Source organism: Acidisphaera sp. L21, from assembly GCF_009765685.1.
Lineage (GTDB): Bacteria > Pseudomonadota > Alphaproteobacteria > Acetobacterales > Acetobacteraceae > LMUY01.
The window spans coordinates 39,644-51,544 of record NZ_LMUY01000029.1; the positions used below are offsets into that span (position 1 = coordinate 39,644).

At 66.5% G+C, this 11,901-nt stretch carries 12 protein-coding genes; 11 read left to right on the forward strand and 1 reads right to left on the reverse strand.

The window, feature by feature from the left end; translation table 11 throughout:
* The first annotated feature begins 43 nt into the window (after nt 1-43).
* The 4 genes from ggt (at nt 44) to GSQ76_RS07260 (ending at nt 3,365) form a co-directional block, all read left to right on the forward strand.
* Nucleotides 44-1,663 (forward strand): gamma-glutamyltransferase, encoded by a 1,620-nt coding sequence (gene ggt / locus GSQ76_RS07250; protein ID WP_254070284.1) that lies wholly within the window; start codon nt 44-46, stop codon nt 1,661-1,663.
* A complete protein-coding gene (locus GSQ76_RS31695; protein ID WP_254070285.1) occupies nt 1,660-2,196 on the forward strand; it encodes a D-isomer specific 2-hydroxyacid dehydrogenase family protein in 537 nt (178 codons plus the stop codon). Before ggt ends, GSQ76_RS31695 begins: the two co-directional genes overlap by 4 nt.
* The gene (locus GSQ76_RS31700) at nt 2,169-2,627 is read left to right on the forward strand and encodes a 2-hydroxyacid dehydrogenase (protein ID WP_254070286.1); all 459 of its coding nucleotides are present in this window, start codon (nt 2,169-2,171) and stop codon (nt 2,625-2,627) included. Before GSQ76_RS31695 ends, GSQ76_RS31700 begins: the two co-directional genes overlap by 28 nt.
* 93 nt (nt 2,628-2,720) lie before the next feature.
* Nucleotides 2,721-3,365: a hypothetical protein gene (locus GSQ76_RS07260; protein WP_158743243.1), complete on the forward strand. Its 645-nt coding sequence runs from the start codon at nt 2,721-2,723 to the stop codon at nt 3,363-3,365.
* Between the two features lie 50 nt (nt 3,366-3,415).
* Here the strand turns inward: GSQ76_RS07260 and GSQ76_RS07265 are convergent, their stop codons facing one another.
* Nucleotides 3,416-4,201, reverse strand: coding sequence for an enoyl-CoA hydratase (locus GSQ76_RS07265; RefSeq protein WP_158743244.1), 786 nt, complete (start codon nt 4,199-4,201; stop codon nt 3,416-3,418).
* Nucleotides 4,202-4,523: 322 nt separating this feature from the next.
* On the opposite strand from GSQ76_RS07265, the gene GSQ76_RS07270 reads away from it, so the two are divergent.
* The 7 genes from GSQ76_RS07270 to GSQ76_RS07300 are packed head-to-tail and all read left to right on the forward strand — an operon-like array spanning nt 4,524 to nt 11,890.
* A complete protein-coding gene (locus GSQ76_RS07270; protein ID WP_158743245.1) occupies nt 4,524-5,729 on the forward strand; it encodes an inositol-3-phosphate synthase in 1,206 nt (401 codons plus the stop codon).
* Nucleotides 5,711-6,631: a hypothetical protein gene (locus GSQ76_RS07275; RefSeq protein ID WP_216850942.1), complete on the forward strand. Its 921-nt coding sequence runs from the start codon at nt 5,711-5,713 to the stop codon at nt 6,629-6,631. Before GSQ76_RS07270 ends, GSQ76_RS07275 begins: the two co-directional genes overlap by 19 nt.
* Entirely contained in the window at nt 6,628-7,746 is a 1,119-nt protein-coding gene (locus tag GSQ76_RS07280; protein WP_158743246.1) for a class I SAM-dependent methyltransferase, read from the forward strand. The genes GSQ76_RS07275 and GSQ76_RS07280 overlap by 4 nt, the downstream gene beginning before the upstream one ends.
* Nucleotides 7,746-8,756, forward strand: a complete 1,011-nt coding sequence (locus GSQ76_RS07285) for a Gfo/Idh/MocA family protein (RefSeq protein WP_216850943.1) — start codon at nt 7,746-7,748, stop codon at nt 8,754-8,756. The genes GSQ76_RS07280 and GSQ76_RS07285 overlap by 1 nt, the downstream gene beginning before the upstream one ends.
* Nucleotides 8,746-9,567, forward strand: coding sequence for an MBL fold metallo-hydrolase (locus GSQ76_RS07290; protein WP_158743248.1), 822 nt, complete (start codon nt 8,746-8,748; stop codon nt 9,565-9,567). Before GSQ76_RS07285 ends, GSQ76_RS07290 begins: the two co-directional genes overlap by 11 nt.
* The gene (locus GSQ76_RS07295; protein ID WP_158743249.1) at nt 9,564-11,069 is read left to right on the forward strand and encodes a YcaO-like family protein; all 1,506 of its coding nucleotides are present in this window, start codon (nt 9,564-9,566) and stop codon (nt 11,067-11,069) included. The genes GSQ76_RS07290 and GSQ76_RS07295 overlap by 4 nt, the downstream gene beginning before the upstream one ends.
* Complete coding sequence (locus GSQ76_RS07300) at nt 11,066-11,890, forward strand: sugar phosphate isomerase/epimerase (RefSeq protein WP_158743250.1); 825 nt, start codon at nt 11,066-11,068, stop codon at nt 11,888-11,890. Before GSQ76_RS07295 ends, GSQ76_RS07300 begins: the two co-directional genes overlap by 4 nt.
* The last annotated feature ends 11 nt before the right edge of the window (nt 11,891-11,901 follow it).

Here is an 11,901-nt window from a genome sequence, read left to right on the forward strand (position 1 = left end):
TAGGGTGGTTCCCCACGGGATGGAAGCGCCGTAGCGTGGGCGGATGCACGCCCCCTTTATCTGCGAAAAACAGCCAGCCACCGGGTCCCGCGGGATGGTGGTCACCAATCACCCCTTGGCCTCGGCGGCGGGGATGGAAATCCTGGTCCATGGCGGCAATGCCGTGGACGCAGCCATTGCCTGCCTGTTCGCGCTGACGGTGGTGGAGCCGATGATGGTCGGCATCCTGGGCGGCGGGTTGGCGCATATCCGGTTGGCGGATGGGCGGCATACGATACTGGACGGGATGAGCACGGCGCCGGGTGCGGCGACGCCGGGGATATTCGAGGGCAATCTGCGGGCGAGCCAGATCGGCCCGCTGGCGATGGCGGTGCCGAGTTCGTTGCTGGCGTGGTGCACCGCGCTGGAGCGTTACGGCAGCATGTCCCGCGCGGAGGTGCTGGCCCCGGCGATCCGCCTGGCGGAGGGCGGGTTCAACGTCACCGTCTATCTGACCGACTGCCTGGGCGATGGGGCGGAGGACCTGCGGCACGATGCAGACCTGGCCGCGCTGCTGATGCCGGGGGGCAGGATGCTGGCGCCCGGGGATCGGCTGCGGCGACCGGATTATGCCGCGACGTTGCGCATGATCGCCGAGCAGGGTGCCGCGGCGCTGTATGACGGCGCGTTGGGCACGGCACTGGCTGGGCATATGCGCGACCATGGCGGGCTGATTACCCAGGCGGACCTCGCGGCCGTGCAGGTGATCGAGCGGGAGCCGATTTTGGGCAGTTATCGTGGCTGGCAGGTTGCCGGGCCGCCGCCACCCTCCTCCGGCGGGGTGCACATCACGCAGATGCTGAACATCCTGGAGGGGTATGATCTGTCGGCGATGGGCTTCGGCTCGCCCGACGCGACGCATCTGCTGGCGGAGGCGCTGAAGATCGCGTTTGCGGATCGCGCCGTCGCCACCGCCGACCCGGCGTTCGTGGACGTGCCGGTGGAGCGGCTGACGTCGAAGGCCTACGCGGCCGAGCGGCAGGCGGCGATCCGGATGGACCGGACGCAGGTTTGGGCGCCGGGTGTGGCCAAGGTGGAAAGCGCCAATACGACGCATGTGACGGTGGCGGATGCGAAGGGCAATGTCGTGGCGACCACACAGACCATCAACGGACTGTGGGGCGCGCGGTTTGCGGTGCCGGGCACGGGGATGATCGCCAATAACTACATGTGCAATTTCGACCCGGTGCCGGGCCGGGCATTGTCGGTGCAGGCGGGCAAGCGGGTGTTTACGTCGATGTCGCCGATGATGGTGTCGCGGGATGGCAAGATCGCGTTCGCGCTGGGGTTGCCGGGCGGGTTGCGCATCTTCGGATCCGCGATGCAGGCGCTGGTGAATTTGCTGGACCACAAGATGACGCCGCAGCAGGCGGTGGAAGCGCCGCGCATCTGGACGCAGGGCGGCGCAGTGGAAGTGGAGCGGGCGATCCCAGATAGTACGGTTGCCGAATTGGCGACGCGGGGGCACGAGGTGCAGCGCGTTGGGCGCATCGCCGGCGGGATGAACGCGATCGCGTTTGCAGAGGATGGAATGATGACGGGTGCGGCATGTTGGCGGGCGGATGGCACGCCCATCGGGCTGGCAGGCGGATTGGCCCGCGCCGGGGTGCGATTCTCCGCATGAGCGGGCACATCGTCGTGCTCGACCCGATTAGCGAGCGGGTATTTGGGCGTATGACGGCCCTATTACCACCGGGCTTCACGCTGTCGCATGCGACGGGGCGGGACGAGGCGCATTTGCAAGCGATCATCGCGGATGCGGAGTATGTCATCACCGGGCAGATCGCCGTACCGGAGAGCCTGCTGCGGGCCGCCAAGCGGGTGAAGCTGCTGCATAAATGGGGCGTCGGGACGGATAATATCGACGTTGCGGCGGCCAACGCGCTGGGAATTCGGGTTGCGCGCACCACGGGCAATAATTCGGTGCCGGTGGCGGAGTTCACCATCGCGCTGACGCTGAGCACGCTGCGGCATCTGGCGTGGGCGCATGAGGAATTGCGCCTGGGCCACTGGCGTGGCGGGCGGCTGCCGGGTGACGCGTATATCCTGTCGGGCAAGACGGTGGGCGTCGTTGATTCGGCGCGATCGGGCGGGCGGCGGCGCGGTTGTTCCAGGGGTTCGGCTGCAAGGTGCTGTACCAAACGCCGCGGCGGTTGAGCGCGGGGGACGAGGCCGCGTTAGGCGTCACCTACGCCACGGTGCCGGAGCTGCTGGCGCAGGCCGATGTGGTGAGCCTGCATTGCCCACTGAACGACAAAACCCGTGGCATGATCGACGCGGCGGCGCTGGCAACGATGAAGCCGACGGCCGTGCTGATCAACGTGGCGCGCGGCGGCGTGGTGGTGGAGGCGGATCTGGCGGAGGCGTTGAAGGCGGGCGTGATCCATGGTGCGGCGACCGATGTGTTCGCGGAGGAGCCGGTGCCGGCGGATAATCCGCTGCTGCATTTGCCCAACTGCATCGTGACGCCGCATATCGCCGCGGCGAGCATCGACACGTTCGAGCCGACGATGCGGCATATGTTCGGCAATTTCGAACTTGTGGCGCGGGGAGAGAGGGTGCCGGATAGGGATTTAGTGTTGGCCTAAGCCGGGCCGTTCGCCGGACCCCGCCAGAGGACAGGCGTGCTCTGGACAGCTTTTGCTTGAAACTCATGCGGGGCGTGTGGTCCTTGCTGGGCCATGCAAACGCGATCCGATCCGACCGATGAAACCAGCCAGGCACCCGTGTTGTTTCGGGAGGCCTTGGTCGAACTCGTGCAGATTGGGATGCGCGTTGCCCGGATGGTCGGGCGTGCGGCAGACGCGGAGGCTGCGTTGGCCGATGCGGCGATGGCAGATGGGATCTTACCCGTTGCGACATCGCTGGCAGAGGCTATTGCGGCGGATGAGGCTGCTTGCGCCGCCGGGGAAGCTCGGCAAGCGGGCGCGGCACGGACCGAGATCGTGGCGGCTGCCTTCGCGCAGGTGTCGCGGGCGATCCGGCGGACGATCCTGTTGGCGGAGCGGATGGATCGTGGCTGGGCGCGGCCGGTGCGCGCGGATGACCGGCAGGCGATGGCGCGGCGACAGATCGTGCGCGCGATGGGCGACGCCATTGCGCGTGACCCGGATGCCGAAGAGGCCGAGCGGCTGGACACGTTGGACGATATTGGCGGACGGACGGCTGAGGACATCATTCGGGAGATTTGCCGCGACCTGAAGGTGGATCCGGCGTTCGTGCCGAGTGAGGTCGCAGCGCGTTTGGCCGAATGGGAACGATCTGGCCGGGCGCCGGCTCCGAGCGCCACGCCTCAGGATAGGCGTCCCCTCGACACCTCAGGATAAAGGGTTGCAAGGGACGACTGTCCCTTGCCGGGTGCTGGGCAGAGCCCAGCCTACGCGGACTTCTTGCGTCGTGCCGCTAGAAATGTGGCCATGGTGGCACGTGGTTCGTCGGTGTCCCAGGATGCGGCGAAGGCATCTACGCCGGCGGCGATGGCGCGCGACATCGGCAATTCTTCCCACGCGCGGATCAGCGTCTTCTGGTTGCGCACGGCCTCCGGCCCGGCGGCCATGAGGGAGTCGAGGTAGGAGCCGACCGCGGCGTCCAAATCGGCGGCGGGGACCAGGCGTTCGACCAGGCCCCAGGCGGCGGCGGTTTCGGCGGTGATGTTCTCGCCGAATAGCAGCATTTCGCGGGTGCGGCCCCAGCCGATCAGGGTCGGCAGGAGCGCCGCCTCCACGACGGAGGGGATGCCGATTTTGACCTCCGGCATGCCGAACACGGCGCCCTGAGCGGCCACGCGCACGTCGCAGGCGGCTGCCATCTCCAGCCCGGCCCCGAGCGTGTAGCCTTGGATGCGGGCGATGACGGGCGCCGGGCAGTGGCGCAGCATGGAGCAGCAGCGATGGACCCGGGTGATGAATTCCCGGGCGGTGTCAGCGTCCAGTTCGGCCATTTCATCGATATTGGCGCCGCCGATAAACGCCCGCTCCCCGGCGCCGGTGAGCACTACGGCGGCCAATTCTTCGCGTTGGGCCAGGTCCTCCATGGCTTCGGCGAACAGGTCCATCAGCGGGCTGGTGAGTGTGTTCAGCTTGGCCGCGTTGTCGATCGTGATGGTCGCGACGATGCGGCCGGGCCGCCGCTCGGCCAGATCGACGCGGATTTCCGGGGTCATGTCGGTAGCCTCCCAACTGCATCAGTGTCGTTGCCCTGCTTCGGCACGGTGCCCGAGGCTCGAGCCTTTGGGGTGCAGAGGCAACCCTTTTGGACCGGGCAGTCGGATGGGATGCGAAATCGGTTCTGGCGTCGGCTGAAAGCTCAATTATAACAATCGATAATTGTGACAGATCACGACTCTGTGATCGGGCTATCGATCACGTGCCGTAATCCTGCCTCCGTTTTTCGACTTAACACGCGGGAGCTTGGGCCCATGTCATTCCGAACCATTGCGGCGGCGAAGCCCTCGTCTGCCGATGAACCTAGAAGAGAACTACACAATGCCTGATTCCGGCCTCGACGCAGCCAGTACGGCGCGGCATTTGGGCGTGCTCGTCGTAGGACTTGGCGGCGCGGTTGCCAGCACCGCGGTGGCTGGTATCGAGATGCTGCGGGCTGGGTCCAACGATTTGGCGGGCTTGCCGCTGGCGAATGTCGGGACCGCGGGGCTGGCGCCGTATCGCAACATCCATTTTGCTGGGTGGGACCTGCATGGCGAGGACCTGGCGAGTGCGGTGCGTGAACACCGGGTGCTGGACCGTGACCAGACCGAGATGGTGGAGGACGTGCTGTCCACGGTGAAGCCGTGGCCGGCGGTGGGCAGCGTCGATTTTTGCAAGAATGTCGATGGCACCAACAAGATTGGCGGCAGCCATCGCGATGCGGTGGACCAGATCCGGAGCGACATCCGCAATTATCGGCAGTCGACCGGCGTGGGCGACGTGGTGATGATCAACCTTGCCTCGGTCGAGCGGTGGCCGGACCTGAAGCTGGAAGTGCTGCAGACAGCCGCGGCGTTCGAGTGTGGGCTGGACGCCAGCGACCCGGCGATTAGCCCGGCGATGCTGTATGCCTATGCCGCTATCGTGGAGGGGGTGCCGTATGGCAACTTCACCCCGAGCCTGGCGGCGGATATTCCGGCGCTGACACGGCTGGCGGACGAGCGTAACGTCCCTGTCGCGGGCAAGGACGGAAAGACTGGACAGACCTTCATCAAGACCGTGCTGGCGCCGGCGTTCCGGGCGCGGTCGTTGTATGTGGAGGGGTGGTTTTCCACGAACATCCTGGGCAACCGAGACGGCTTGGCGCTGGATAACGCCGACAGCCTGCGGTCCAAGCTGAACACCAAGGGGTCGGTATTGGACGACATCCTGGGATATCCGGTGGAGGATCACTTGGTGAACATCCAGTATTACAAGCCGCGTGGCGACAATAAGGAGGCTTGGGACAACATCGATCTGGTGGGGTTCATGGGCCAGAAGATGCAGATGAAGGTGAACTTCCTCTGCCGCGACAGCATCCTGGCCGCACCGCTGGTGATCGAGATCGCGCGCGTGCTGGATCTGGCGAAGCAGCGCGGCAAGGGTGGGATCCAGGAGCAACTCGGCATCTTCTTCAAGGCGCCGATGACCCCGGCGGGCCGGCGGGAGGAGCACTCCTTCCCGGTGCAGCAGAGCAATCTGCTGGATTGGCTGAACGCCGCCTGATGGATGGCGGCGGTACTCTTGGCGGGGTGGGTGCGCTTACCCCGCTGGCAGCAGAACTGGGTGATCTGAAGCGGATCCGGGACGCGTCGTCCCCCGACAGCCTTGCGGTGCGGGCGTTCCGCCGGGCATGGGGGCGGCTGGCGGCCGGCGAGGATGCTCGGGCGGTAGCGCTGTCCACCACCGCGGATGCGCTGGCGGCGGCCCGGTTGGCTGGGATCGATCGGGGCGTGTTGGCGGCGGCTGGGGTGGCCGATCCGTTGGCGATTTTGCAGCGGAGCTTCGATGAGGTTGCCGGGCCGGTCGCACCGGCGTTGCGGAGCGCGTTGCGGGAGCATTTGGGGCGGGATATGGCCGCCTCTCCCGCGCCGGCGTTTGCGGAGGCGCTGATTCGTCAGCCGCGTGCGGGCGCCACCTGCCCTGGCAAGCCGCGCCTGGTGTTGGAGCCACCGGAGAACCACGGCGACCATTGCCTGGTGGTGGCGGTGTTGGGCACGGTGCTCGCCGGGCTGTATGGCGCCGACCCGTCGACAGCGTTCGTGGCGGGCATGGCGCATCATCTGCACAATGCCATGCTGCCGGATAGCGGGTTTGCGGGCGAAATCCTGCTGGGCGACGAGTTGGGGCCGCTGATGCGGCGGCTGTTCGACCGGGAGCTGGCGACGCTGGCGGGGCCGGTGGAGATTACCGTGCGCGCTGCGCTGGTGACGATCGGGGACGCGGAGACACCCGAGGGCCGGGCGTTCAATGCGGCCGACGTGATGGATCGGGTGTTGCAGATGCGGCAGTACGACCGGGTTGCCGGTTTCACCACGTCGCAGGCGCTGGATGATCTCGAATTGGTGCATGCAGGCCCGTTGCAGGCATTTCACCAGGTGGTGTTGGCGGAGGCCGGGCTGCCGTGATCCTGCGCAGCCCGGTAACGGGCCGTGTGCTGACCCGAGCCGGCCACAGCCTTTCCGCCGCGGGTGAGCGTTGGCCGGTTGTGGATGATATCGCGTTCCTGCGTGCGGATCGGCGGGCGTTGGCGGGTGAGGTGCTGGCGTGCCTGGATTCGGGCGATGCTACTGGCGCGTTGGTGACGTTATTGGGTGACCAGGATGGCTGGGCCCGCACGCCGCCGCCCACCGACGAGGCCCGGCGGGAGGTGATTGCAGGGCGGGATACGCTGAGCTTCCGGGCGGCGATGGACTTACTGGCGTTCGGCCCGGTCGGCACCTATTTCGCGCATCGCTGGACGGACCCGACGTTCCTGTCCGGGCTGGCATTGGCGCAGTCGTATTGGGGGGCGCCGCGGTCGGTGCTGGAGTTGGCATGTGGCGCCGGGCATTTTCTGCGTGCGTTTGCCGGCCATGCGACGGAGGTTATTGGCGGGGATTTGGTGTTTGCCAAATTGTGGCTGGCCCGGCATTGGATCGCGCCGCTGGCGACGTTGGTATGTTTCGACGCGGCGTCCCCCTGGCCGTTCGCCCATCGCGCCGCCGATCTGCTGTTCTGCCACGACGCGTTCTACTTTCTGCCGGAAAAACGCGATGTCGCGGCGGAGATGCTGCGCGTGGGCACGCGGATCTTGGTGGGGCATATGCACAACGCGCTGGTGGATAATCTTTCGGCCGGGGAGCCGATGGAGCCGGCGACCTACGCCGCGATGTTCCCGGCGCCCGACATGTTCGACGACCGTGAGTTGACCGCGGCGTTGGTAGCGGGGCGTGTGCCGCGCATTTCCACACTGCACGACTTGGCGACGGCACCGGCGATCGCGCTGGCCGTCGGCACGGCAGCGCCGGGTTTGGCAACGGGGCCGTTGACCGACCCGACGCCGGGCACTGCGTTGCGTCGCAACCCGCTGTATCAGGGCGGGGAAATCGCATGGCCGAGCGAGCGGTATGCGACCGAATATGGGCCGCTCGCCACATATCCGTCGCATAGCCACGCGGCGGAGCACGCTGTCGCTGGGAGCGTGGCCGTCGACAGCTTGGCCCGGCAACGCGTGTTCGTCGATCTGCCGGAGCGGTGGTGATGGGCATTCGCTGGGGCATCGCCGGGTGCGGCTGGGTGGCGCGGGACTACGTGGCACCGGCGATCGTGGCGTCGGGCAACGGCTCGTTGGCGGCGCTTTACGATGTGTCCGCGGCGTCCCTGTCGCGGGCCGCGGGGCTGTTCCCGATGGCGCGGGCCTACGCAGACCAGGATGCGTTTTTCGGTGCGATCGATGCGGTTTACATCGCCTCCCCAAACGACGCGCATTGCGCGTTGGTCGAAGCCGCCGCGGCGGCGGCCGTGCCGGTGCTGTGCGAGAAGCCGATGGCGACCAGCATGGCGGATGCGCAGGCGATGGTGGATGCGTGTGCCCGTGCGGGGGTTGCCTACGCCACCGCGTTCGACCAGCGGTTTCATCCGGCGCACCAGCATCTGGCCGGGCTGGTGCGGGACGGCGCGTTGGGCAATGTGACCGCCATCCGGATTGCCTATTGCTGCTGGGTCGGTGCGGATTTCCAGGGCGATAATTGGCGTATCGACCCAGCCCGCGCCGGCGGTGGCGCGCTGATCGACCTGGCACCGCATGGGCTCGATCTCGCATCCTTCCTGCTGGGTGATCGGTTGGTCGATATCGCGGCAATGGGGCAGTCCAAGGTGCATGCTTACGCGGTGGAAGATGGCGCGGTACTGATCGCGCAGGCAGCTGGCGGGGCGCTGGTGCAATTGCACGTCGCGTATAACTGCCCGGAGACGTATCCGCGCCGGCGGTTGGAGGTGCTGGGCACCACCGCGCAGATCGTCGCCACCGATACGCTGGGCCAGACGCCTGGTGGCACGCTGGAACTGACGCACGCGGCTACGGGCGCCACTGAGTTGCTGGTGGTGCCGGGCGCCGAACGCTCCCCATTTCTGAACCAGGTGGAGGCGTTTGCGGCGGCGCTGCTGGCCGGGCAGGATTTTGCTTTTCCGCCGTTGCACGATTTGCACATCATGGACCTGGTTCTGCGTGCGCAACGCCAGGCCCGGCCGGAGTTGACCGATGCCGCTTAAACCCTATGCCTGCACCAATTGCGGTCACTGGCAGAAATACTTCGCCGTGCCGCCGAACTGTCCGATCTGTACCGATGTGCGCAACGACCTGCCGGAAAACGGGTGGGAGTTCGTGACGCCGGAGCAAGTGGCGCCGACGTTGGACTATCATTGGCGCGAGGCCATTCCTGGCGTGTGGGAGTTCTGGTCTACCCCCCGCTTCGGGCTGGACAGTCATGGCTGGCTGCTGACTTACCCGGATGGGAATGTCGCGTTCGAAGCGGCGCCCTATTACAACGCGGCGCAATTGGCGAAGATCGGCGAACTCGGCGGCATCCGGTTCCTGGCGGCGTCGCATCCGCATGGTTATGGCGCGCTGTTCCAGTTGCAGGAGGCGTTCAACCCGGCATTGCTGATCCAGAAAGACGATCTGGAATGGACCAAGGCGATGCACGTCACCCTGCCCTATGACGATGTTTTCGAGATCAGGCCGGGCCTAAGCCTACATCACACGGGCGGGCATTACGATGGCCATGCCATTCTTTATGATCGGGAACGTAAAGCCGTGTTCGCCGGGGATTCGCTGAAGATCGATTTCGACGCCGATGGAAGCGCGCAGCGCATCTCCTGCCACAAGGCGTATCATAAGCAGATCCCGCTCTCCCGCGACGAGGTGCGGCGGTATCGTGCGGTGTATGAGCAGTTGGACTTCACCACCGTGTTCACGCCGTTCGAGTACGCTACCGACACCAGCACCAAGGCGGCGTTGGCGCTGTTCGACGAGTTGATCGCCGGGCCGCCTTTCACCTCGCCGATCCAGATCGCACGATGACCCAGCATTTCTTGCCTGCCGATATCCCCGATGCGGCCGCTGCCTACATCGAATCGATGCCGCCGGGCCGGGTGGAATTGTTCAGCCTGGCGCCGTTGGATCGAACGGGCGTGGCGTGCTGGAACGCGATTTTCCTCAACAGCGACGGCACACGATTCCATGGCGTCACCCCGCACGGCGTGGGCTATGGCACCACCGATGCGGAGGCGATCATCGGCACGACGGGCGAGTTGGCGGAGGCGGTGCATGCAGCCGGCGCCATCGCGCGCTTCCCCCGCCGCATCGGCAGCTACGCCGCACTGGCAGCCGAACTCGGCGTGCGCGGCATTGCCGATCCGCTGACATTGACGCTGCCCGCTGGCAGTCCGGTCGACCACGACACGGTGCTGGAATGGGTGCCGGCGCAACGCTGGCCGAGTGGCGAGAGCGTGCTGGTGCCGACGGAGATCGCCGGGTGTTCGGTGGGGGATTTCACGCCGGGTTATCAGCCGTTCATCACGCCGATTACCAACGGGCTGGGCGCCGGGCCGACGCTGGATTTCGCCATCGGCCACGGCATCTGCGAGTTGCTGCAACGGGACGGCAACGGCACCGGTTTTCGCGCGCTGGATCGCGGCATCGCGCTGGATCTGGGCGACGGCCCGGCGGACCCGCGCACCCGGGCGCTGCTGGACCGGTTGGCAGCGTTGAATATCGACGTGATTCCAAAATTCGCCTCCGACGAGTTTGGCGTGGCCGGGGTGTATTGCGTGGGGGGCGAGCGCGATGCCTCGGCGCCGTTTCCGATCATGCTGACGGCGGCGGGGGAAGCAGCCTCCGTCGATCGGGAGCAGGCGTTGCGCAAGGCATTGTTCGAATTTGCCGCCGCGCGGGTGCGAAAGATGTTCAGCCATGCGCCGCTGTCGCAGATCGCACACATCGCGCCGCCGGGGTATTTGGAACGTTTCCGATCCTACCACTCGCTGGATGGGGAGGAGAGCCGGGCGCTGCGCGAGATGATGGCCTGGTGCCGCAGCGATGCGCCGACGTTGCGCGGCTATATGGCGGATACGGTGCTGTCCCGCCGGGCGACGAAGCGGTTCGACGAGTTGCCGACATGGGATGGCCCGCTGTCCGGCACGCCCCTGGTCACCGAATTGGCCCGGCGGTTTGCGGCGGCTGGCATGGAGGTGCTGTTCGTTGATTTCTCGCCGTCGGGTGCGCGGGATGTGCATGTGGTAAAGGCTATCGTTCCGGGGCTGGAGGTCGAAACCATGAGCTATCATCGGATCGGCGAACGCGGGGTGCGCAAGTTGATGGAGCGGAACTCGCCGCTGGTCGGCCTTGGCGCGCCGCCGCCGGGTGCGCTGCCGGTGCGTCTGCCGGCCGGTGCGGCGGAGCGGCTGGGCGGGGCGGCGTGGCTGGATGTGGCGGCGGTGGACCGGATCGTCGGACGGCTTTATCCGTTGTATCGCGAACCTGAAGTACACAGCGCCCCGATCGCGATCGAGAAACGCGCATGACACTCCGCTTCGCCTTCAACACCAATGGTGCGGCCAACCATCGCCTTGATGATGCGCTGACACTGATTGCCGAGGCCGGGTATGACGGCGTGGCATTGACGCTCGATATCCATCATTTGGATCCGTACGATCCGGATTTCCTGCTGAACACCCGCCACGTCGCCGCCCGGCTGCGGGCACTGAATTTGGGCTGCGTGGTGGAAACCGGCGCGCGCTTCCTGTTGGACCCGCGGGCGAAACACGAGCCGACGCTGCTGTCGGCCGATGCGGATGGCCGGGCACGCCGGGTAGATTTCCTGACCCGAGCCTTGACCGTGGTTGCGGAGACCGGCGGCGAGGCGATGAGCTTCTGGGCCGGCGTGCCGAAGCCGGGCGTCACGGCCGAGCAAGCGGGGGGCTGGCTGCTGGAGGGTGTGACCGAGATCGTCAAGCGCGCCGAAGTCATGGGCGTCGTTGCCGCGCTGGAGCCGGAGCCCGGCATGCTGATCGAAACATTGGACGATTGGCGCGCCCTGGGCATTCCGGGCCTTACACTGGCGCTAGATACCGGACATTGCCTGGTGACGGGCGAACGCGACCCTGCTGCGGCGGTGCGGGAGTTTGCCGGCGACCTCGGTACCGTCACGATCGAGGATATGAAGCGAGGGGCGCATATCCATTTGCCGTTCGGCGAGGGCGATATGGATGTGCCAGCCGTGCTGTCGGCGCTGACCGAGATTGGGTTCCAGAAGCTAATCTGCGTCGAATTGTCCCGCGAGAGCCATCGCGCCGATACCATGATTCCCGACTCGCTGGCCGCCCTGCGCGCCGCGCTGCCCTGAAGGACACCCCG

What these genes read in the sequence shown, in the direction of transcription:
- GSQ76_RS07295 (WP_158743249.1), top strand. Translation starts at nt 9,564, where the DNA reads ATGACCCAGCATTTCTTGCCTGCCGATATCCCCGATGCGGCCGCTGCC.
- GSQ76_RS07265 (WP_158743244.1), bottom strand. Translation starts at nt 4,201, where the DNA reads ATGACCCCGGAAATCCGCGTCGATCTGGCCGAGCGGCGGCCCGGCCGC.
- GSQ76_RS07260 (WP_158743243.1), top strand. Translation starts at nt 2,721, where the DNA reads ATGCAAACGCGATCCGATCCGACCGATGAAACCAGCCAGGCACCCGTG.
- GSQ76_RS07285 (WP_216850943.1), top strand. Translation starts at nt 7,746, where the DNA reads ATGGGCATTCGCTGGGGCATCGCCGGGTGCGGCTGGGTGGCGCGGGAC.
- GSQ76_RS07300 (WP_158743250.1), top strand. Translation starts at nt 11,066, where the DNA reads ATGACACTCCGCTTCGCCTTCAACACCAATGGTGCGGCCAACCATCGC.
- GSQ76_RS07290 (WP_158743248.1), top strand. Translation starts at nt 8,746, where the DNA reads ATGCCGCTTAAACCCTATGCCTGCACCAATTGCGGTCACTGGCAGAAA.
- ggt (WP_254070284.1), top strand. Translation starts at nt 44, where the DNA reads ATGCACGCCCCCTTTATCTGCGAAAAACAGCCAGCCACCGGGTCCCGC.
- GSQ76_RS31695 (WP_254070285.1), top strand. Translation starts at nt 1,660, where the DNA reads ATGAGCGGGCACATCGTCGTGCTCGACCCGATTAGCGAGCGGGTATTT.
- GSQ76_RS07270 (WP_158743245.1), top strand. Translation starts at nt 4,524, where the DNA reads ATGCCTGATTCCGGCCTCGACGCAGCCAGTACGGCGCGGCATTTGGGC.